This is a genomic window from Magnetococcus marinus MC-1 (assembly GCF_000014865.1).
Lineage (GTDB): Bacteria > Pseudomonadota > Magnetococcia > Magnetococcales > Magnetococcaceae > Magnetococcus > Magnetococcus marinus.
The window spans coordinates 3,841,829-3,863,178 of the sequence record NC_008576.1 but is presented as its reverse complement, the minus strand read 5'-3'; the positions used below and the strand labels follow the sequence as shown (position 1 = coordinate 3,863,178).

Annotated in this window: 19 protein-coding genes; 13 read left to right on the top strand and 6 right to left on the bottom strand. The window is 55.0% G+C overall.

Features of this window, described 5'->3' with window-relative positions:
• The first annotated feature begins 144 nt into the window (after nucleotides 1-144).
• Nucleotides 145-378 (top strand): carbon storage regulator CsrA, encoded by a 234-nt coding sequence (csrA, locus tag MMC1_RS15840; RefSeq protein WP_011714646.1) that lies wholly within the window; start codon nucleotides 145-147, stop codon nucleotides 376-378.
• A gap of 791 nt (nucleotides 379-1,169) precedes the next feature.
• Here csrA and MMC1_RS15835 read toward each other — a convergent pair.
• From MMC1_RS15835 to MMC1_RS15825, 3 genes are read right to left on the bottom strand one after another with little or no spacing between them, the layout of a single operon-like run.
• Nucleotides 1,170-2,318 (bottom strand): N-acetyl sugar amidotransferase, encoded by a 1,149-nt coding sequence (locus MMC1_RS15835; protein ID WP_011714645.1) that lies wholly within the window; start codon nucleotides 2,316-2,318, stop codon nucleotides 1,170-1,172.
• A gap of 43 nt (nucleotides 2,319-2,361) precedes the next feature.
• Complete coding sequence (locus MMC1_RS15830; RefSeq protein ID WP_011714644.1) at nucleotides 2,362-3,684, bottom strand: glycosyltransferase family 4 protein; 1,323 nt, start codon at nucleotides 3,682-3,684, stop codon at nucleotides 2,362-2,364.
• Complete coding sequence (locus MMC1_RS15825) at nucleotides 3,681-4,808, bottom strand: glycosyltransferase (protein WP_011714643.1); 1,128 nt, start codon at nucleotides 4,806-4,808, stop codon at nucleotides 3,681-3,683. The genes MMC1_RS15830 and MMC1_RS15825 overlap by 4 nt, the downstream gene beginning before the upstream one ends.
• A 574-nt stretch (nucleotides 4,809-5,382) precedes the next feature.
• On the opposite strand from MMC1_RS15825, the gene MMC1_RS15820 reads away from it, so the two are divergent.
• Nucleotides 5,383-5,772: an acyl-CoA thioesterase gene (locus MMC1_RS15820; RefSeq protein ID WP_011714642.1), complete on the top strand. Its 390-nt coding sequence runs from the start codon at nucleotides 5,383-5,385 to the stop codon at nucleotides 5,770-5,772.
• A gap of 29 nt (nucleotides 5,773-5,801) precedes the next feature.
• Here the strand turns inward: MMC1_RS15820 and MMC1_RS15815 are convergent, their stop codons facing one another.
• On the bottom strand, nucleotides 5,802-6,650 hold the full coding sequence (locus MMC1_RS15815; RefSeq protein WP_011714641.1) for a LysR family transcriptional regulator: 849 nt from the start codon (nucleotides 6,648-6,650) through the stop codon (nucleotides 5,802-5,804).
• A 272-nt stretch (nucleotides 6,651-6,922) separates the two neighbouring features.
• Here MMC1_RS15815 and MMC1_RS15810 point away from each other — a divergent pair, with 272 nt between their 5' ends.
• From MMC1_RS15810 to MMC1_RS15775, 7 genes are all read left to right on the top strand, one after another.
• A complete protein-coding gene (locus MMC1_RS15810) occupies nucleotides 6,923-7,270 on the top strand; it encodes a hypothetical protein (protein WP_011714640.1) in 348 nt (115 codons plus the stop codon).
• 35 nt (nucleotides 7,271-7,305) lie between these two features.
• The gene (locus tag MMC1_RS15805) at nucleotides 7,306-8,160 is read left to right on the top strand and encodes an N-formylglutamate amidohydrolase (RefSeq protein ID WP_011714639.1); all 855 of its coding nucleotides are present in this window, start codon (nucleotides 7,306-7,308) and stop codon (nucleotides 8,158-8,160) included.
• Nucleotides 8,161-8,169: 9 nt separating this feature from the next.
• Nucleotides 8,170-10,068, top strand: coding sequence for a flavohemoglobin expression-modulating QEGLA motif protein (locus MMC1_RS15800; RefSeq protein ID WP_011714638.1), 1,899 nt, complete (start codon nucleotides 8,170-8,172; stop codon nucleotides 10,066-10,068).
• Complete coding sequence (locus MMC1_RS15795) at nucleotides 10,068-11,111, top strand: glutathione synthase (protein WP_011714637.1); 1,044 nt, start codon at nucleotides 10,068-10,070, stop codon at nucleotides 11,109-11,111. Before MMC1_RS15800 ends, MMC1_RS15795 begins: the two co-directional genes overlap by 1 nt.
• 114 nt (nucleotides 11,112-11,225) lie before the next feature.
• Nucleotides 11,226-11,396 (top strand): hypothetical protein, encoded by a 171-nt coding sequence (locus tag MMC1_RS21975; protein ID WP_160162724.1) that lies wholly within the window; start codon nucleotides 11,226-11,228, stop codon nucleotides 11,394-11,396.
• A 652-nt stretch (nucleotides 11,397-12,048) separates the two neighbouring features.
• Nucleotides 12,049-12,384 (top strand): phage protease, encoded by a 336-nt coding sequence (locus MMC1_RS15780; RefSeq protein ID WP_011714634.1) that lies wholly within the window; start codon nucleotides 12,049-12,051, stop codon nucleotides 12,382-12,384.
• A gap of 223 nt (nucleotides 12,385-12,607) precedes the next feature.
• Nucleotides 12,608-12,820, top strand: a complete 213-nt coding sequence (locus tag MMC1_RS15775) for a cold-shock protein (protein WP_011714633.1) — start codon at nucleotides 12,608-12,610, stop codon at nucleotides 12,818-12,820.
• Between the two features lie 178 nt (nucleotides 12,821-12,998).
• Here MMC1_RS15775 and MMC1_RS15770 read toward each other — a convergent pair whose 3' ends face one another.
• On the bottom strand, nucleotides 12,999-13,436 hold the full coding sequence (locus MMC1_RS15770) for an Hsp20/alpha crystallin family protein (protein WP_011714632.1): 438 nt from the start codon (nucleotides 13,434-13,436) through the stop codon (nucleotides 12,999-13,001).
• 304 nt (nucleotides 13,437-13,740) lie between these two features.
• On the opposite strand from MMC1_RS15770, the gene MMC1_RS15765 reads away from it, so the two are divergent.
• Nucleotides 13,741-14,634 (top strand): RNA polymerase factor sigma-32, encoded by an 894-nt coding sequence (locus MMC1_RS15765; protein WP_011714631.1) that lies wholly within the window; start codon nucleotides 13,741-13,743, stop codon nucleotides 14,632-14,634.
• Nucleotides 14,635-14,735: 101 nt separating this feature from the next.
• Here the strand turns inward: MMC1_RS15765 and MMC1_RS20525 are convergent, their stop codons facing one another.
• Entirely contained in the window at nucleotides 14,736-16,451 is a 1,716-nt protein-coding gene (locus MMC1_RS20525) for a mechanosensitive ion channel (RefSeq protein ID WP_011714630.1), read from the bottom strand.
• 178 nt (nucleotides 16,452-16,629) lie between these two features.
• Here MMC1_RS20525 and MMC1_RS15755 point away from each other — a divergent pair, with 178 nt between their 5' ends.
• The 3 genes from MMC1_RS15755 to MMC1_RS15745 all read left to right on the top strand — a co-directional run bounded on the left by MMC1_RS15755 (nucleotide 16,630) and on the right by MMC1_RS15745 (nucleotide 20,802).
• Nucleotides 16,630-18,282, top strand: a complete 1,653-nt coding sequence (locus MMC1_RS15755; RefSeq protein ID WP_011714629.1) for an ATP-binding protein — start codon at nucleotides 16,630-16,632, stop codon at nucleotides 18,280-18,282.
• Nucleotides 18,283-18,373: 91 nt separating this feature from the next.
• Nucleotides 18,374-19,801, top strand: coding sequence for a magnesium transporter (gene mgtE, locus MMC1_RS15750; protein ID WP_011714628.1), 1,428 nt, complete (start codon nucleotides 18,374-18,376; stop codon nucleotides 19,799-19,801).
• A gap of 170 nt (nucleotides 19,802-19,971) precedes the next feature.
• A complete protein-coding gene (locus MMC1_RS15745; RefSeq protein ID WP_049757704.1) occupies nucleotides 19,972-20,802 on the top strand; it encodes a DUF3050 domain-containing protein in 831 nt (276 codons plus the stop codon).
• Nucleotides 20,803-21,350 lie beyond the last annotated feature (548 nt).

Here is a 21,350-nt window from a genome sequence, read left to right as displayed (position 1 = left end):
TTTTGGGCAGGGCTCAGGAAGAGCCCGCCTGTTTCGATCACCAAGGGCTACGGCTCGGGGTGAGACGATGCCGCATCATGCGGAGACGTTGCGGCACGGCTGCCACAGTGCCCGACGCATAGACGACCTAGAGGAATGTAGGTTATGCTGATTTTGACACGGAGAGTCGGTGAGAGTCTGCACATTGGGGATGATATTAAGATCACCCTGTTGGGCATCAAGGGGAATCAGGTGCGCATCGGCATTGACGCGCCGCGAGATGTGGAGGTGCATCGTGAGGAGATTTACGACCGCATCCGCCGCGAGACGCGCAAGGCCAACCGCCGCACCGCCGAAGAGACCCTGGATCAGGCGTCGCGCCTGCTTTCGCAAAAATAGTTGCCCGCTGGCTCTGTAACCCACTGGTTCTGTAAGAAAAAAAGCCGCCCCTGAATGGGGGCGGCTTTTTTATGGTGCGCCAGGCGTGGCGCGAAGCGCCTTGACTGGCGCTGTTCAGGCCGCTGTGGTGATGTCTGAATGACTTGGGGGGGTGGAACTCCCCTACGGACCCTGATGACGGGAACCGTTAGTTGAACAGCAAGGGTGTCCATCGTGAGATGGAATCTGAAGGAAGCTGCTGGCAAAGTTCCGGCCCGACGAACAGGAATCGCATACGAGGCAGCCATATCTGGGCGAGGGAGCCATGATACCCAAAGCCCGATCGTCATCCAGAAGATAGGGAAGTATATGCGGCGGGTATATGGAATGAAGGTCTCGTGTCTTACCCTGGGAGATCTGCCTCTCTGCTTTGAGCTACTGATATCGTAAGGTATTGGGATGGGGTGGCAGAAGTCAGCAGAAGCCATAGTCGTTACCGTAACTGGGTAACGAAGGGCTGAACCTGTGTGGTGTTCATGTGCAATACTCTGCGTGTTCTGGGCAGATGTCCCGAAAGAGGGTCTTAAAGCTCATAAAGGGATCAGACGGAATCTGTGAACTTAGCAGGGTGTCTATAGGGCAACAGGCGTTGCGTACAATGATGAGCAACAGACAGGAACCGCCGTGGTACGTGATCCGTATGCCCAGTGGTGGAGAGGTCGGCGGGGGTAACCATCCCGCCTCCTACCCGATAATGTTTTTTCCCTGAACGATTGAGCCGGTTCTTTGGCCATGTTGGTGCGGGCGGGCGGCTACGCTTGCGGTGCCACCCATTTTTTTGCCAGATTCACCAACCCGCGCAGGGGTTTAAGGGCCGGATATTGGGTGAAAATACCCTGCTCCATCGCAAAGTCACTGTGGGGGCGCGGGGGGGTTTGCATAATTTGCGTAAACTCTTCTGGGCTAAACCCCAGCTTTTTGATCACAAAGGTCCGATCTTCCTCGACCATGCGGGGGGATAAGGGGGGGCTCTCTAGCTCTTTAAGCGCCGCTTGCTTGGTAAGTTGACCGGCAAAAATGAGATTACTCAAATGGGCCTTGCGCTTATCCACCCCAAACTTGGTGGGTAGAATATAGCCCTGATAAAAGCGGGTAAAGATCGACTCAAAATGTTTTCCCCCATAGTCGCGCCAACCCAGCTCTTGTTGAATAATCTGTTTAACCTCGGCTTTATGGTAGGGTACCCAGTTAAGGATGGAGTGGGAGCGGATCTGTTTGACCAGTTGCAGCCATTTTTTCACGCGCAGATCCATAAAGGGATAGTTGACTAAGGGTTGGGTGCCATAGGCTTTGTGGATGGCCTGAATATTTACATGGTCCCCTTTATTAAAAATCCAGTGTGGGGGTAGGACAAACTCCGTGACCACATTGGTGCCGCTCAGAATATGTTTAATGCCTTTCTTCCCGGCTATGCGGTAGAGCAAGGCAAAAATGGCATGATCGGTAATCACCTCAATATCAATGACCGAGGCTTTAAGATAGGCCCGCTGGAGATCCCGAAAGGCGTTCCAGTCCAATACATGGGTATAGAGATCCATGTTCAGCCGGGTGACAATCTGTTCAATATTTTGTACGGAGAGCTCGGAGTTCCAGCCATTATCCAGGTGTACCGCCAAGGGGCGCAGCCCCAAACGGTGCGCCTGCCAAGCGACATAGCTGCTATCCACGCCGCCACTTAGCCCCATAATGCAATCATAGGGTTTGCCGCGCCCATCGGCTCGAATACGCTCTGCGAGATTTTGGAGCAGTGTCTCACCTTCCGATCCTGTTTTGACGTCGCGGGCTTCTGCTCGTTTATAAGCATGATAGTAGTGGCAACGCCCTTGGGCATCAAAAGTCATGTGGGGGTCGTCGAGGGTATCTAAAACCGACAGGCTGCATTGGCGATAGGGTTGTGACATGGATCAATACTCATCTTTCCAAGTAAGGTAGGGCGAAAGCTCCCTAAGAACAGGCATCCTGATAGATGGCATACAAGCGCTGGGCAAAACCCCGCGACCCATAGCGTTCGAGTGCGTTTTGTCGAATCGCCGCGCCTTCAAACTGGGGCCACTGTTGCTGTAGATGTTGCATCGCCTGTGCCATGGCCGAGGGTTCCCCCGGGGGTACCAAAAGGCCATTGTTGGTCTCTACCAGATCGTTGGGCCCACCACAAGCAGTGGCGAGAACAGGTAGTCCACAGGCCATGGCTTCAATAAGCACCACCCCAAAGGTCTCAATATGGCTAGAGAGCACCAGCGCATGGGCGGTCAGCATCTCTTGTTTGACCTGTTGGGCCGAAATCTCCCCTAAAAAGGTGATCTGTGGCTCAAGGCCCAACCTTGCAGCAAGAGCGGTTAACGCCTCTCTTAATGGTCCATCCCCCGCCAGACGGAGCAGCATGTGGGGGTTTCCAGCAAAGGCCAGGGCAAAGCTTTCCAGCAACAGTGCGTGCCCCTTGACAGGAAGTAGGTTGCCTACCGCCAAAAACACAAAAGGGTTGGCAGGTTTGACCGGCAAGGGCAGCGGCTGTTCCTCAAACAGTGGGGGTAAAACATTGGCTAAAGGTTCAGCCCGCTGCGCAATTGGCCCAAGCTGCGCCACCATCACTCGGCCCAGTTGAGGGCTAACCACAAAATAGCGCCGAGCTTGGGCCACGGTTTGACGGATCATCGGCAGCAAACCCATGGGTACGCGCCCCTGTTGATAGTATGAGCTGTGTTCGGTTAAGAGATAGGGGACCCCATAACGGCGTTGGATCCACTGAGCCAACAGACCCGCATTGAGGGCGTTGTGGGCATGGATCAAATCGGGCATGCCATGCCGTTTGACGTAATGAAAAAAGCCATGTTTGCCTGCCCGTAGCCAGCTTAGATGGTCCCAACGGGGATGGGGGGGCAGTAACCACGCTCCTTCTACCCGCACGACTTGGGCTTGGGCAATCGTTTCAAAGGTAACTGAGTGCTGGCTTGGTAGCAGGCGCTGCCACAACAGTTTTCCCAGTGCGGCAAACCCGTATTCGGTTAGGGGGTAGGTGCGGGGGCGTCCGAAACAGCGCCGCACAAGGTTTTTAACCAGCATGGGCAGAGAGTAGCGTAGCCGCACAGAAAGAACCCCAAAATGTAAAGGGTAGCCTTGCATGGCTTGGATCTGGTGGTGCTGAAAGATGCCTGCCAGATGACTCTCCGCCGGTAAAAATTGCTCGGAAGGGAGGATAAGAATATGGCGCTGTCGGGCCGCGTCTGCGGGGCGGGCAAACCGTTCTGTATTGCTGGAGACCGCATTCATGCGTGCTTAACTTTCTCTGTGACGCTTTGGGTCAGTAGCGTATCAATCCGCAGGAGATGTTTTTCATAAAGATTTTCCAGAGCCAAAGTGCGGCGTTGGGTTTGGAGCGTTGGGCGATTATAAAAATCTAATTGTGCCACGGTTTCGGCAAACAGTGGAGCCAGTTGGTGATCATCCCCATCGGCGGGGGCGCGGATGAGCATGGGTTGGTGGCGGTAGGTTTCGATTAGGCTGGAGACCACCACCTTGCCTGTGGCTAAATATTCAAGCAGCTTATGGGCATTGGATCGATCATAGCTATAACCATCATCGGCATAGGCTAGGATAAACAGATCCATTTGCGCGGCCTGTTGCGCCAGTTGGGGCTTGTCAACCATGCCATGCAGGGTGACGTGGGGCTGGTTTTGTAAAAAGGGGATTAGAGGTGCCGCTGGGTCGTAAGGCCCCCAAAAGTGAAACTGCACGTTGGGGTGCTCACGTACCATACGGTGGAGCGCCTGTACTTGCAGGACCGGTCGGCTAAAATTACCAAAACAGCCGGCGCGAATGGGGCCCGCTTGGCGGGGTAAGGGGGCGCGTGCCAGTTGGGCAAAGGGGGCGCTAAGACCATGGTTAATCCAGTGACACTTGGTGGCGAGGCGAGGATCGGCAAAGGTTCGCAGGATGGATTGAGAGACGCTAAAGATTAAATCGGCACTGTAGCCAATATTGATGCTGGCGGGGTCAGCCATGGGGTCAACCGGATGAAAGATCGTCTGTTGTGCGCCAAAGGCGCGCAGATCGGGGAAGGTGTTAAAATCAAAACTCCAGACCAGATCGGCGGTACCACCAATGGCCTGATTAATCCGTTGGATCTGTAGGTGCATCAACCGTTTGTAGAGCCATGGTAGATGAAACCGGATGCGCCGTGGGAAAAAAGAGCGGTAGACTACCTGCCACACATTCTCCTGCTCTGGGATGGGGTGACAGGTTATCCCAACGGGGCCGTGGTCCAAGGGTGGTTCCACAAAATAGACCCGGTTATGTTGGGCCAGTAGTTGCGCATAGTGGTGTTTAGATATCTTGACGTGTGCCCACGGTTGTGGAGAGAGCAGCAGAATGGTCTTGTTGGTGAGGTAGCGCATAAAATCCTGACTTTATCTGGCCCATAGGCGTCTGCCAATATGCCAAGGCAAGGGGGTAGGGCGTCTATGTAACCATAGGGTGCGGTTAAATCTTTCCCCCGCGAGTGTGCGCCAAAGATGCCTGTTGGCAGTATGTGCCCAACCGTTGCGGGAATGACACGGGTGGTGTTGCTCTAGAACATCGTTCCCCTGCGTGATGATGCCCATCCAATCCTACCCTATCACAGGGGGTTAGGGCCAGTTGTAAGGCGTGATGTGGGTCGCAAAACCAGTAAAGATCCAGAGGACGTGGCGGTGTGTGCGGCAACACGCCAAAACAATCTGCCCTTTTGAACGTCAGGGAGGTATGGGGTGGCACCGGTGGTTGCCGATAAAAACAGTGGTTTAGATAATGACGTTCGTGCCGCGATGGCGTTATAATCCTGTAAGGCTTGTCAATTCCTTGGTGCGAGGATCGTCTTGTGGCGTGCGCATTCCATGCGGGCTTTTGAGCCCCGTACTAAGGGTTGAAAAGGGCCTCTTGTCGGTGCGGAGATATTTTTGTTTTTTTTACCCCATTTAAGGAGCCCTGCGCATGCAAGGTGAACTGCCGAGTGAATTGACCATACGTACCCTGGCGATGCCCGCCGATACCAATCCGTCGGGGGATATTTTTGGGGGCTGGGTGATGTCCCAAATGGACTTGGCCGCCGGTATCTGTGCCGGGCAACGGGCAAGGCGGCGGGTGGTGACGGTGGCCGTGGATGCCATGAGCTTTATTCAACCCGTGCGGGTGGGCGACGACCTATGCGTCTATACCCAAGTGGTCACCGTAGGGCGTACCTCGATGACCATCCAAGTGGAAGCATGGGCACGTCGTGACCGCATCGGGGAACGGGTTAAAGTGACCCAGGCCCACTTTAAATTTGTTGCTCTGGATGACGAAGGCCGACCGACCCCCATTCCCGCACTAAGCGAAATCTAACCCACACACAGAGACGCCGCAAGCTTGCCCTACGCATGGCCGGGTTGGAGCTTCTCTAAGAGTTGCAAAATGAACCCCTTTAACGGGTGCTCTTCGCGAAAGATGGCGTAGACCTGACGGCTAAAAGTAGGGGCCTCTTGAACGGGAAAGAGTGCCCCTCGCTGTAAAAATTCCCGCACCATAAGATCGGGCAGGTAGGCAACCCCCCCATATTTGACCAAAGACTCCAAGGCCATGCCCCCCCAGCCAAGCCGCAGAAAAGGGTGCGGTAGCTCAGGAAACCAACGGGCATGGGCGACCCCAAAGGATTGCCCCCAATCCACAAAATGGTAGCGGTATTTAATCGCCTGCTGCGGGGTTAGCTCAGGGCGGTCACTCACCATAATCAGCTGCAAGGGGGTGATCTCAATCTGTTCCAACTCCACCAGCTTTTGTGAGGTGTAGACAAAGCCCAAATCCAGTGTTTTACCCAATACCCGTTGAATAATGCTTTGGGCCGGTTCGCTGTCACAGCTTAAAATAAGCTCGGGGTGGCTCTGGTGTATGTCCAACACCCAATCCTTGAGAATAATCTCCCACAAACTGGGTATGCCCCCCACCACCAACATGGGCTTGTCTTCATTAGAAAGCTGAATGCTATGGCGGGCCTGTTCCCACATGCTGACAATCATCTCAGCGGTTTTAAGAAAACGCTTGCCCGCAACCGTGAGCTGAATATCGTTGCGGGCACGGGTAAACAGCTTGATGGAGAGCTCCTCCTCAAGCTGCTTAATGCGTGAGCTGATGGCCGACTGAGTCACAAACAGATTTTGCGAGGCCCGCCCAAAGTGGCGTGTACGATTGACCTCTAAAAAGGTCCTTAATTGATCAATGTCCACTTATAATGGCACCCTTCGTACTTTCCACAGGTACACCCTTGCCCCCCGGATAAAAGGGAATCAAGCCCCCCTTTTGGAGCCCCACACTATAACATTTTTTTAATCGTTTCTATCTATTTAATTTATCAAATAAATTCAATCAATTGAACAAAAAACTTGAGTTGGACCCAGCGCCCTTTTAGCTCTATGTATAGGCCATCAACAACCGTGTGGCCAGCAGATGCGTGGGAGCAAAGCCCCTCTGCTCTGTGGCATGAAGGGTGGAGAGATCCATGAAAAACACCAAGACAATCCTCATCGGTGCGGTTTCGCTGGTTTGCGTGACGCTGGCCATCACCCCCGCCATTGCCCAAGATGAAAGCATTGAAGCAGAGAAATTGCGTCTCTGCACCCAGTATGGTCAGGAAGATCAAGTCTCTCCCGACAATATGGGGGCCTACATTCAAGAGTGCTTGAAGAGTATGGACCCCGTCTCCGAGCCTAATCAAGAGATGATGGCTCCAGCCCGTCCTGATATTCCGGATGTCAATCCCGACTCCTTGGATTCGCTGATGCAGCGCGAAGGGCATTTTCCCCCCAGCGAAGAGATGATGCCTCCGTCGGAAGAGCCCAAGCAGTAAGGTAAACGTGCCTTGATCGGGTGGGGGTGGCAGATATGGAACGCGCCAATATGGCCTGTAGCGAAGGGTGTCAAAGCTCGTTTAATCAGGGTCCGCTATGGGATATGCATATTGAAGATAGCCCCATTTTAGCCACCGCCATCCACCAAGGTCACGGTTTGTCGCAGCAAGCCCAGCATAACAGCGCGCTCACCAATGCCAGTCGCCTACGGGAAGAGGACCCCTTTACCGGTACTTGGGCCGAGATCGCCCCCAGCCGGATTGTGGTCAACCGCTCCCGTTTTGATCTGGATCTCAACCGCGATCGCCTGCGGGCGGTCTATCGGCAGCCGGAACACGCCTGGGGGCTGGATCTCTGGCACGAGCCGCCAACGCGGGCGCAAGTGCTGGCTAATATGCATCTTTACAACGCCTTCTACAGCACATTAGAGTCGTTATTGGGCTTGATGGAGCAGCGCTGGGGCTATTTTGTGGTGTTGGATATCCATAGCTACAACCACCGTCGTGGGGGGATGCAGGCACCGGTGGATGATCCCCTGCATAATCCCGAGATTAATATTGGCACGGGTACCCTGTCGAACCGGGCGATGTGGGAGCCGCTGCTTGCTGAGTTTATGCAGGATCTGCGGCAGTTTGATTTCAATGGGCGCATGTTGGATGTACGAGAAAACCAGAAATTCCAGGGGGGTGAAATGGCCCGCTGGATCCATAGTCGTTTTCCGTTTGCGGCTTGTGTTATCTCCATTGAGGTCAAGAAATTTTTTATGGATGAGTGGACGGGCTTAAAAGATGAAGCTTTGTTCCAACAGATTGGGCAGGCTTTATCCGCAACACTACCCAGTCTCTTCCGCCATTTGGCCTCGATGCAGGAACAGCGTCCCATGGAGTAGTGGATTCTGATGAAAAAAAAGCAGCCCCCCGCCTTGCTTAACCCAACAGAGCAGCCCAATCGGCTGGCTGAAGGGCGGGTGGATATCTGTTTAAAGCAGGATGGCCGACTCTACCTAGAACGTCCTCTCCCCTTTTTGATCCTCTATCGCATCCCCCATCGTCCTGATCCTGGCACCCGCTACCTGTTAGAGGGTGAGGCCGCCTTTATGGTGGTGGGCCATCAGCGTGGTTGTGGGGTTGAGGCGCGGGGTTGGTTTCGTCAGGTGGTGGCGCGCAGTGTGGCGCGGTTTGGGGCGATTTTGGTGTTGGAGGTGTGGGCGCAGTCTCATGGTGAGGTGGACGAAAAGGGTTTGCCCCGCACCAAGGTTGAGATTGTCAGCAGTGCCGCCACCGCCCGCAGCCCGTTTGTGGCCACCCTAGAGCGTCGTTTGGCCACCATGGCGATTAAGGGGCGTAAGTTTCAAACCCAGCTCAAGGTAAAAAAGGGGGTGGTCCACACCCCCAATTTTCCTGCGTTGGAGGTGGATGAGGCGTGTCAGGATAAGGTCTACCGGCTCGGTCTGGCGCTCCCCCCCGTTTATCAGATGTTTGAGCAGGATATCGCCTACATGGCGGCTCCGCAGATGGTGCGTCAGTTGCGGCGGGCGTTGGGTTATGCCATTCGGCAGACGGTGTTTCGTTTTAGTATGGATGAAACCTCGGTGCGGTTTCCCCACTTTCACCGGTTGGGGCCGCGTCGTTGGAGTAAAACAGCGCTGTGGGTGGACCGCCAGTTGGCGGGGTTGAGTGAGCATGTGGATTATCTCTACCAAGTCACCCCCACCAATACGCCTCAGGCGATGCGGCAGTTTAATAAAGAGGGGTGTTCCACCACGCCGGTTTTTCAATATCGGCCCGTGCCCTTTGATCTGGCGGTGATGAAGCGGGCGCTTTTTGCCATTCCCATCGAGAAGGTGAACGATCCGGCGCTGGCCTATCTGCTCCGGGAAAAGCAGGAAGAGCTGGACCGTATGATCTCCCTGTTGGTGGATGTGGATACCCCCCGTTTTGTGCATGGCAGTGTACAGCTCTTTGGGGCGCCCTCGGCCAAGACGATCCAGATGGCGCGGCAGATTTTGGCTGCTCGCGCTCTCCCCGAACGGGAGAGTCGCGGCTTACCGGTGCAGACGGTGGTGGAGCATGTGGAGGCCTGTTTTGCCTATTATCATGCCAAAAACGCGGGCTTTAAGGGGCGGGTTAAGCGGGTGGATGACCTGCCCGCAGGGCTTATGGTGTCGGGGGATGAGCTTTTTGTGGGTAGTGATACACGCATACCGGCGTGGCGACTAGAAGCCTTGATTAATCATGAAGTTGGTGTACATGTTCTGACCAATTACAACGGGCGCCAACAGCCTATGCGGCTGCTGTCGGTGGGGTTGGCGGGTTACGAGGCGTTCCAGGAGGGGTTGGCGGTGCTGTCGGAGTATCTGGCAGGGGGCTTAACCCAAGCGCGGGTGCGAACGCTGGCGGCGCGGGTGGTGGCGGTTGAGGGCATGTTACAAGGGGAGCGCTTTGCGCAGGTCTACACTGACTTGGTCGAGCAGTATGGGTTTAACAAGCAGCAGGCTTTTTTAATCACCATGCGGGTATTTCGTGGGGGAGGCTTGACCAAGGATGCCCTCTATCTGCCCGGCTTTTTGGCGGTGGTTAAGCATGTGCAGGAGAAGGGGCTGGATGAGCTGTTTTGGGTGGGCAAGATGGGGCTTGAGCATCTACCGATGATACGGGAGCTGCGCTGGCGTGGCATGTTGCATGGGGCGGCATTATTGCCCCATTTTTTAGAAAAACCGCAGGTGCAGGAACGCTTGGCGCTATTGCAGGAACAGGGATGGTCGCTGGAAAATTGGCTCGATAAGGAGTGGATGTGATGAAAATTGGATTTATGGTTAACCATATCCAAACAGAGGAGGTTGGCTATACCACCACGCGTCTGGCCATGACAGCGGTTAATCGGGGGCATGAGGTTTGGTATATCCAGGCCGATGATTTCCTTTATGCGTCCGATGAAAAGGTCTATGCCACCGGCTATGGGCACCCGAAGGCGGGCTATAAGACGCTCAAGAATTTTTTGGCGGACATTCAGGCCAAAAAACCGTTTACCCAGCGCATTTGTGTGAGCGATCTGGATGTGTTGATGCTACGTAGCGACCCCTCCAATGAAGATCTGCGGCCTTGGGCGCGGGATGTGGGTATACAGTTTGGGCGACTGGCGACCCGCCACGGGGTGATTGTGGTCAATGATCCCAACGGGCTGTCGCGGGCCATGAACAAAATGTATTTGCAGACCTTTCCCGAAGAGGTGCGCCCTCCCACCATTATTACCCGGTGTAAAAGTGAGATTCGCGCCTTTGCTAAGGAGATGAATAGCGCCATTGTGGTCAAGCCGCTGCAAGGCTCTGGGGGTAAGGGGGTGTTTTTGGTGCGTTCGGGAGATATGTCCAACCTGAACCAGATTGTGGAGGGGGTCGCGCGGGACGGTTATCTGATCGCCCAGCAATATATGCCCGAGGCTGCCGCTGGGGATACCCGGCTGTTTGTCATGAACGGTCTGCCCTTGCGTTATAAGGGGCGCTATGCGGCTTTTCGGCGGGTGAGCAGCGGGGAGGATCTGCGCTCTAACCTGCACGTGGGGGGTAAAAAGGTACGGGCTGAAGTGACCCCCGAGATGCTGCATGTGGTGGAGATGGTGCGCCCAAAATTGGTCAAAGATGGCATGTTTCTGGTGGGGTTGGATATTGTGGGTGGGCGTTTGATGGAGATCAATGTGTTCAGCCCCGGCGGCCTGGGTAGTGCTCAGAGTTTTGAAGGGGTTAACTTCTCCATTCCGGTCATCGAAGCGCTGGAGCGGAAGAGCCAGTATATGGCCTTTTACCGGCGTAATTTTGATAATAGTGAGATGAACACCCTCTAACCCTACGGGGGGAGAGCGTCGTGCATGCCCCCCTGTTTTACTAAAGGTAAGGGGGGCGTGGCCACCGGGTGGGGGCTAAGCTGGGACGCGGTGGCTTGCGCTGGGAGGGTTGCAGTGGGGGAGAAGGATGCCAAACTGGTGGTTAAGATCGACTATCGCGCCAAGGTCAAACGTGAGGACCGGGTGGTACATCAGGTGGTCAACACGGTGCGCACGGCGACCATGGTCGATACCCAGGCGTTGCAGGATGATGGACGCTTTGATCTGGTGGAGGGTACGCTGTGAGGGTGGACGTGGAGAATCAGGGGCCGCACCGGTGGGACGCCACCTCCCACATCGACGGCCTCATCCTCAATGGGAGGGTCCGTAGTCCGGCGGACCCGGCGATTTTCCGCCTGTCAGCACGGCCCTGATTCCTATTTTTCATCGTAGCAAGATCCCCGCCGCATGACCAGAAAAAGCGTCATCAGATCGTCAATACGGTGCGTACCGCGACACAGATGCCCCTCGATGCGCTGCGCGACCGTAACCGCTATGATGTGGTGGAGGGTGAGATTTGAGTCGCGCACTGGCGGGACGCCATCCAGGTCCTTGCCTGGCACTCCCGCATCGGGTTCCGCATCCTCATGGGAGGGCAACCCCGTGGCCCGACGATTTTCCACCGATCAGGGCGACTCACCACCATAGTACCAATTTGCCCACCCCGTGACCACTAAAACAGTCAATCGGGATTTGCCCCTTTTAAGCGCTTTTTGCAACGCTGCTACCCCACCGGCCAATCCCCAAAATGGCCCATTAAACGGCCATTAAACACCTTTACGGCGCGATCCCGCGATTGGCGTCAACCCCACACCCGCCCTTGTGCGCTAATACGCACCCAAACCCCGCCAATCTCCTAACGTCAGCTGGCATCTTAATAGGCTTGCGGCATCCCGCTATGGTGCAGTCCCAGGGTGATGCTGTGTTGGTTGACTACGAGCACCAATCGATGCATGCCGAGTATAATGGGCAACCGGCCCCGGCAGCGGGCTGGATTGAGACGCTGGAATATGTGGCGGGGCAAGGTCTGTATGCCACGGTGCGCTGGACTGAGCGCGCTAAGGAGATGATCCGGGCTGGTGAGTACCGCTACATAAGCCCGGCGTTTAACTATGACAACCGTACCGGTGCCGTCAGCAGTCTGATCAGCGCCGCACTGACCAATCAACGGGTGGTAAAAATTTTGTGCGAGGGCTCTATTTTTCGCTTGTTTTTTCCACCAATCGGCCTATAGTGAAACCTCGATTTGTTTGGATGCTGTTTGAGTAGCACATTACCCACGTGATTAAATGTACCGTAGCGTTTGGTGGCGGTCATACCTTTGAGAAAAGAGTAGTTTCTCCCAGGTTTGTCGCCTCGCCTTGAAAAAGGCTCCTTGCCGCGGCTTTTTGATCTCTGGTGGTACAGCTGCATCAGTGCACCAGATACCATAAAACTGTTTGTGTAGGAGTTACATCATGGCTGAGCGCGAAACCGGTACTGTAAAATGGTTCAACGACACTAAAGGCTTTGGCTTCATCGAGCGTGACGGCGGTAAAGGCGATGCTTTCGTGCATCACTCTGCCATCAACGCCACTGGCTTCAAATCCCTGGCCGAAGGTCAGAAAGTGGAGTTCACCGTTGTTGCCGGTCAAAAAGGGGCTGCTTGTGAGAACGTTGTCGCTATCTAAGCGATTCCGTTTGCAGCTGCTTTAAAAAATAAGAAAGGCCACCCCTCCGGGTGGCCTTTTTTTTTATAGTGTGCGGTTTGCTGGGGCCTGATAGGGTGACCACGCCGTGGCGCTCACGCTCAGGGGCGCCGTCGCGCGTTGGCGCTGGGGCTTAAGCGCGGCGGCGTCGGGCTTGCCCTCATTGGACCTCAATCTGGATGGCGCGGGGTTTGGATTCCTCCCGTTTGGGCAGCGCCACTTCCAGCACACCATTCACATAGCTGGCTTTAATATTGGCGGTGTCGGTGGTGTTGGGCAGTTGAAACGAACGGCTAAAACGTCCATAGGCGCGTTCGACCCGGTGGTAACGGTCCCGGTTGACCTCATCCCCAAAAGTGCGTTCACCGCTGATGGTTAAGGTGTTGTGCTCCACATTGACCTGAATGGCCTCCTGGCTCATGCCGGGCAGGTCGGCCTTGATGACAATTTGGTTCTCATCCTCGCGAATATCTACCCCCATCGAGAGTTTGGCCATCTGGCTGTTGCCATCGTCCCAGCCGGGATCGAACAGGCGGTTTAACTCATTTTGCAGCGTGCGGACACGATGGAAAGGGTCGTAGCTCATTAAGGTGCTCATGGTCGGTCTCCTGCTTTGTGTTGGTTTTGCTCAGTGGGCACCCGGTTTGGAGTGCCTCTCTAAGCCGTTAAATAGGGGCGTTTGCCCGCCATGCAAGGGGGGCGGGTGATTTTTTTTGTCGGTGGCATGGGGTTGGTCGGGGCAATAAAATAGGCGCATGGTGGAGGGGGGGTAAAAAAATGTGGAGACCCCTTGAAACCCCGTAGAAGCAGCCTTATCTAAGAGAGTGAAAAGAAGGGTGCGTGGTAGGTGCGCCTGGATTGAGAAGGAATGAGAGATACAACGAAACCAATGGAGAGCCTAAATGACGACCCAGTCTGTTGCCATTTCCCGTCCTGCGGAGCTTGCCCTCGGTCAAGGGGAAGAGGGTTTTCAGCGTTTTTTAAAACAAGCCGCACAAGCCCCCATGCTCAGTGCGGATGAGGAGTACCAGCTGGCGACCAACTACCGTCGTCATAACGATCTGGAGGCGGCCCACCGATTGGTGCATGCCCATCTGCGTTTGGTGCTCAAGATAGCCCGTGAGTATCTTTATTATCGCAGTTCTCTGCCCGATTTGGTGCAGGAGGGTAGTATTGGGCTGATGCATGCGGTGAAAAAATTTGATGCGCAGCGTGGTAATCGCTTGGCGACCTATGCCGTTTGGTGGATCCGGGCGGCGATCCATGACTTTATCTTAAACACCGCACACATGGTCAAAGTGGCGACAACCAAGCTCAAGCGGCATCTGTTTTTTAAATTGCGCCAAGCCAAAAGCTCGCTGGCCCCCCTCAATCAGCAGGAGGCCGAAGAGCTGGCGGTCAAGTTTGCGACCGATGCCCAGACCATTTTGGAGATGGATAGCCGGTTGGCCGGTGCCGATAGCTCCCTCAATCAGCCGCTGTTTGATGAGGGGGGAGAGCTCATCGAGCTGCTAGAGGATGAGCGTCCCAATCAAGAGCTGCAACTCCAGAGCGCGCAGCAACAGCAGCGGCTTGGCAGGTTGGTTAAACAGGGGTTAAAACAGCTTAATGAGCGGGAACAGGCGATCATTATCTCACGTTTTATGGGGGAGCATGCCGAGCCCCGCGAGCAGTTGGCGCAGCGTTTTCAAATTAGTGGGGAGCGGGTCCGGCAGATCGAGCAGCGGGCTATGGCAAAACTGCGCAGCTATTTCCAAAGCCAGCCAGATGCCCAAGAGCTGGCGATGCTGATTTAACCTGCGAGCCGAGGGTGCGAGCGATAAGGAGGAGCCCCTGACCATCGTCTGGTCAGGGGCTCTTGAGGTTTTAAAAGGGGCTTCAGGACCGCACTGCCCGCTTAGGTTGCTTGGTGAACCGTCACTTGGGTGAAGGGAATCTCCCAGCCGTGGCGGTTACAGCTCTCCACCGCCAAGCGCTGGATGGCGCGCTGAGCGGCGTAGTACTCTGTGGCAACATCCCCGTCAAACTGGACGATAATTTTTAAGTTCAGAGATGAGGCCGCCGCTTCATCAAACTCCACCACTACCTGGGTGATAAAAATGCCGTAGGGTTTGGCTTTTAGGCCGGTTTCCACATCCTCAGCCAACTGTTTGGGGATGGCGTCGGTGCAGAGCGCTTGGTGTTTGTAGTCGATGCCAAAAACCACCACCAAGGCAAAGCCGGTGGAGAGATTTTTCGGCGCAGCTGACAGAAAATCAGCGGTAGAGTAGCTGCGCATGGTGCCCCCCGAGATTCTTAGTGCGACCGTTTCGGGGCTGATCCATTTAACCTGTCCAAACTGGCCGTCGGAGAGCATAACATAATCCCCGCTTTGACAAGGAAACCACTTTTCATCGTCGTGGGGGCGGCGGGAGTGTAGGTTGGACATCTCTTTAAGGGGGACCCGCATGCGGGGTTGGGACATGTAGGGATTGTGGAGGCGGGCAAAGATATCCAGCGCCTCGACACGCCACTGTACGCCCCGAAACACCACCCACTCCTCTTCACGCACCGGCCCGATATTAAGTAGCAAGGTGAGCTCTTCCATATAGCGGGGGATGGCGCTTTTTAGGGAGAGAATCAGGGCGAAGATGAGCAGCAGAAAGATCCCCTCCAACACCCGATCCCCCCGTTGATGGACCACAATAAAGATGGTCAAGATCGCGGCGGTCACAGTCATAAAACGGTAGGCGACCATCAGCAGGCGTACCGGCAGGGAGCGTTTCGCAAAGAGCTGTCCCCGTGAAAAATAGCCGAACATGCGGACTGGTAGGGTAAGCAGAATATAGATGCCCAGCGCGGAGAACAGCGAGAGGGCTAGGGTGGCGCTTCTGCCCTGTAAAAAGGCTTGCCACTTCTCTTCCAAGCTCTCCCCAACCTCAACCTTGACGCGGGTCATTTCATCCAGTTGCAGTTGGTTGACCTCCAACAGGTGTTGATGTTCCCGTACCTTTTGGTGCCACTCTTGGAGAACCTCTTTGTAGCGTTTGGCGGTATCTCGCTGCATGCCCTTGGTTTGTAGCTTTTCTATGGATTCATAGGTGGCTTGGGCCACTTTGAGCTGCTGGGTATGAAAGAGTACGCGGTTTTTAAGATTTTGGGTGCGGCGTTTTTTTTCGGTGAGTTGGCGCAGCTCACTCATGATGGGCTGAACAATTTCCAAGAGGTCGCTTTGCCAGTCAAATTTTTCCTGTCGGTTGGCGTCTAATTTGCCCAACTCCATGCCAGCGGTAATAATCAGATCAAAGGAGCGGTTTTGGTCTAGAATACTCTGCTCTATCTGGGCGAGCTCCCCTTCCAGGGCTTGTTTTTCAGGCCCAGCGGGGGCTTTGCGGATGGCGCCAATCAGGCGGTCCCGTTCGCTTTTGCGCAGTTTGAGATCTTCTTGGATATCATTAAGTTTATGAATGGTTTTTTCTTCGGCACTCAGCTCCATTTGCTTAGGTGCGATACCCGTAGGGCTGGGCTGCTCTTGGGCGTGCAGCGGGCCACTAAAACAGAGGGCAAACAGGCCGAGAGCCAAGCTATGGCGTAATATCGGCTGTGAAAGCAGGCGGAGAATGGCGGATAGCATGGTGATAACCTGTGCAACGAGGATGGGTTAACAATGGGTGCCGATGTATTTGCCCAGGATAAAAACCACATTTGGGGTGGTTGGGTGGCACGATGGGTTTGCTAATCAGTCTGGTAAGCATACAATGGTGGGCCTTGCCTGTCACCCGTTCAAGGTTTGTGTTGAAGAGAGGTGTGTGATGATTCACCAGGGGGAAGATGGGGTGTCTCAGGATGCTTTGCTGGGGGCGATGCTTGCAGAGCACCAGGATGAGATTTTGCAGAGCTGGATAAGACACATTGTTACCCATGCAGGCATGCGCCAGCTTGAAAAAGCGGGGGAGGCTGAGTTGCGTCGGCAAGCGGCACAGCTTTGGGCGCACTTGGTAGCGCTGTTTGAGGGTTTGCCGTTAGAGGATACCCGTTGCCCCGCCTACGGTGATGTGGTGATTGTGTTGCGAGAGATGAGTGGGCTGCGGGCTGAGCAGGGGTTTAGCCCGATGGAGACCTGTCAATTTGTGTTTCTGCTTAAAGATGCCCTGCTGCCCTTGCTGCAACGCCGCTTTGCCGATCATCCTGAGTTGTTTACGTGGGCGTTGATCCGGTTAAACCGCTGGGTCGACCGCTTGGGCATGATCACCTTTGAGTGTTATATGGAAAGCAGGGAGCGCACCATCATGGAGCAGAGCCGCGCCATGGTGGCCTTGGCCGAGTCCAGCAACCGCACCAAAAGTATGTTTTTGGCCGCCATGAGCCATGAAATTCGCACCCCTTTGCATGCCATTAATGGGTTGGCGGAGCTGCTGGAGCGGGAAGAGCTGAACCAAGATCAAAAGCACTATGTGCATATTATCTACCGGGCGGGTTCACGTTTACTGGCGTTGATTAACGATATTTTGGATTTTTCACGCCTAGAGGCTGGGCGGATTGAATTGGAGTCCCTCGTTGTTGAAGTGCGCCCCTTGGTGCATGAAACCATGGAGATGCTCTCTTTCAAAGCCAAGGATAAAGGGCTGGCTTTGCAGTGGACGCTGGAGCCCCAAGTGCCCCAGTGGATGATGAGCGACCCGACCCGTTTGGGGCAGGTATTGGTTAATCTGGTGGGGAATGCGATTAAATTTACCCAGAGCGGCGAGGTGGCTCTCGAAATAAGCGTGGCTGAACAGCAGCTGTGCGTGATGGTGCGGGATACCGGTTTGGGTATTGCAGAGGATAAACAGCAGATTATCTTTGAGCCGTTTTCCCAGAGTGATATCACCATCAGCCGACGCTTTGGCGGCACAGGTTTGGGGCTCTCCATTACCAAACAGATTGTGGCATTAATGGGGGGGACCATTTCGGTACAGAGCCGTTTGGGGGAGGGTAGCCGTTTTTATGTCAGGCTGCCATTAAAGGAGGTCGCTGCCGGGGATCTGCTGGCGGCTCAGCAGGCGACTCAGGAGGTAGAGGTTATCACCCTGCCTACGTTAAACATCCTGCTGGCGGAAGATACCCTGGAGAATCGGGTACTGTTTCGAGCCTTTTTAAAACATTGCCCCTGGGCGATTGATGAAGCCAAGGATGGTGCCGAGGCCCTCATTAAGTTTACCACTGGCCACTATGATCTGGTGCTTATGGATGTGGAGATGCCCATCATGGATGGTTATGCGGCAACCCAGGCGATCCGTGCCTGGGAACGTGCCCAACAACGTGTGGCAACCCCCATTTTGGCCCTTACGGCGCATGCCTTGTCGGAGTATCGGCAGCAGAGTATTAATGCCGGTTGCAATGGTCATGTGGTGAAACCGTTGGGTAAACGGGATTTGATCGAGGCCATTCGACAGGCCGTGACGCCACCCGTACAGGGGGGGTAAGGGGTGTAGGCGCAGTGAATGTGGGGGGTGTGCGGCGGTTTTGGTCGTGCCTGACAGCCCCGTCAGCGAGTAAAGTAAAAAAGGTGTCTTCATGGAGCAGGTAGAGGGGCTTAGTCCCGAACAAGAAGAGGATGAAGTTGAGGTTCCTGAAGCGGTAATTGTGACCCCGGGTGAGGGGCAGAGCAATACCGATGCCTTGATTTTTCATACCCTTGAGCAATTGGCTAATGAGCAAACGGAGGCGTTGCATACCGATCTGCGTTTATACACTCCTGCCGAGATCGCCGATCTGCTGGAGAGTCTGCCCCTGGCTGAGCGGCAGGCGGTGGCGGAGGAGATTGATCCCGAGGTGATGCCCGATGTGCTCTCCGAGATGCAGGTGGGCACGCGGAGCACCATTACCGAGACCTTGGATCTGGAGACCCTGACCGCCTCCATCAACGCTTTGCCAGAACCCTATGCGGTGGAGCTGTTGGACGGTCTGCCCGAAGAGTTGGCCGATGAGATCCGTGAATCGTTGGACCCCAAGGCCCGGCAACGCCTGGAAGCCACCTTGGAGTGGGAAGAGGGCTCGGCTGGACGCTTGATGCATGTGGATGAGGTGTCGGTACGCACCGGCATCACCTTGGCGACCATTCAGCGTTATTTGCGGTTTCTCAAGCATGTGCCTACCAATAGCGATGGCTTGATGATTGTGGACCGGGAGGGCTTTTATCTGGGCAAAGTGAGCTTTGCGGCCATTTTGACCCATCCACCGGAGACCCTGGTGGAGAGTGTGATGGACCGCAATGCGGTGGCCGTGCAAGGGGATAGTTCGGAAGAGGAGGTGGCCCGCCTGTTTGAACAGCGAGATCTGCTCTCGGTGGCGGTGGTGGATGAACTGGGCATGCTGGTAGGGCGCATCAGCATTGATGATGTGGTGGATGTGATTCGCCAGATGGCCGATGAGCAGATGATGCACATGGCCAACCTGCATGAGTTGGATGACACCTTTGGCCCTGTTTTGCCCTCGGCTCGGCGGCGGGCGGTGTGGTTGGGCATCAATCTATTGACCGCTTTTTTAGCCTCGTGGGTGATTGGGCTGTTTCAGGGGGCGCTGGAAAAAATTGTGGCGCTGGCGGTGCTCATGCCCATTGTCTCCAGCATGGGCGGAATTACTGGCTCACAGACCCTGGCCTTGGTCATTCGTGGCCTCTCGTTGGGTACCATCAGCAGCAGTAATGCCCGTCAATTGGCCATGAAAGAGCTGGCGGTTGGCACCTTAAACGGGGTGTTGTGGGCGGTGGTGGTGGCGGGTGTCACCATGGTGTGGTTTCATGATTACGCCTTGGGGGCGGTTATTGGGGTGGCCTTGGTGCTCAATATGGGCATCGCTGCGCTATCAGGCTGGGGGTTGCCCCTGCTGCTTACCCGGTATGGGCAAGATCCTGCCATCTCGGGTTCGGTGCTGTTGACCACCGTAACCGATGTGGTGGGCTTTATGGGCTTTTTGGGGTTGGCCACGCTGCTGCTGCTGTAGGGCGTAGGGGGGCGCATTGAGTTGATCTTTGTCAAGTTTTGCTTGCCAAAATTGGAACCGATGAGCCATCATGGAGCACCAATATCAGCAGAGGCTTATAGATGCCGCCCCTGCGGAACGCATCCTGTGCCGCAGGGTGCGCGCTACCGTTAGTGAAGAGAGGCCCCCCCATGAGCGCATTTCCCATGGGTAGAATTCTGCCCTTAAAGGCGCAGCTTAACCAGCATCCGGTCTATGGTCGTGTACAGAGCCTGGATGAGCTGCATCTCTTTATGCAACACCATGTCTATTCGGTATGGGACTTTATGTCCCTGCTTAAAACATTACAACACCATGTTGCCCCCTCTGGTATGCCGTGGCTACCCCGTGCCCACACCGCCTTTGCCCGCTTTATTAATGAAATTGTGGTGGAAGAGGAGTGTGATGAAGGGTTGCCCGGCCCCCGGGGTGAAACCACCTACAGCAGCCACTATCAGCTCTATGTGGATGCCATGCGCGAGGTTGGGGCCAATACGGCGCAGGTGAGCCAGTTTGTGCAGCGGGTGGGGCAGGAGGGGGTGCAAACCTTCCTTAAAGTCGCCGATGTGCCAGAGCCTGCACGGGGCTTTATGCAGACCACCTTCGGTTTTATTCGAACTGGTAAGCCCCATGTGGTGGCCGCAGCCTTTGCTCTGGGGCGGGAACATATCATTCCCCCCATGTTTCGAGCCTTGCTGCAAGAGATGAGCATTGGTGCCGATCAAGCGCCCATTTTCCACTACTATCTGGAGCGGCATATTCATTTGGATGGGGATCATCATGGCCCGCTCTCCATGCAGTTGTTGGAGTCCTTGTGTGATGGCGACCCGATCAAGATACGCGAGGCTGAGGATGCGGCCATTCAGGCGATTCAAGCCCGCATTATCTTTTGGTATGGGGTGGCGGAGGCGATTACCGCGCAGCGTATGGGGCGCACCTTGAGCAAGGTGGTGGTGCCCTTGCGCAACCGCCACAGTGGCTAAGCGGACGGTCTAAAGCGTGATACAACCCTAAAAAAGGGGGAGCCTCCACGGAGGCTCCCCCTTTTGGGTTTAAACCAGAGCAGCAAGGCGTAGCCCGAGCTCGTGGGGGTGTTGGGGGTTGTGCCGCCATGCACCGAGGTGTGGACCGAGGCTAAGAGCTCTGGGGAGAAAGGCCCCAGTCGGCAAACCCGTATGGAGATGGGGGATAAAAAGGGGACTCTGTTTATTGGGTGCGGTACGGTGCGGCCTAAACGCATGAGCATGCCCATTTGCTGAACGAAGCACTATGCCCGCTAAGAATGGCGGCTCATGCCGAAAATATCTTGAGCAAACAGGATAAGGCGTTTGGCAAGGTGGAGCCCCGCTCGGCCTTATGCAGGACAAGCGTTACTATTGAACAGGATTTATGCCGCAGAGAAAAATAAAAACATCCTATCCAACACTAAAGCCTGATAATACAAAAACCAATATAATTGCAAATTTCAGCGATGCCGCGTGTAGCGCTCTACGCGTATGGGGGTAAGGGTTCTTGTATATGTGGGTTGAAT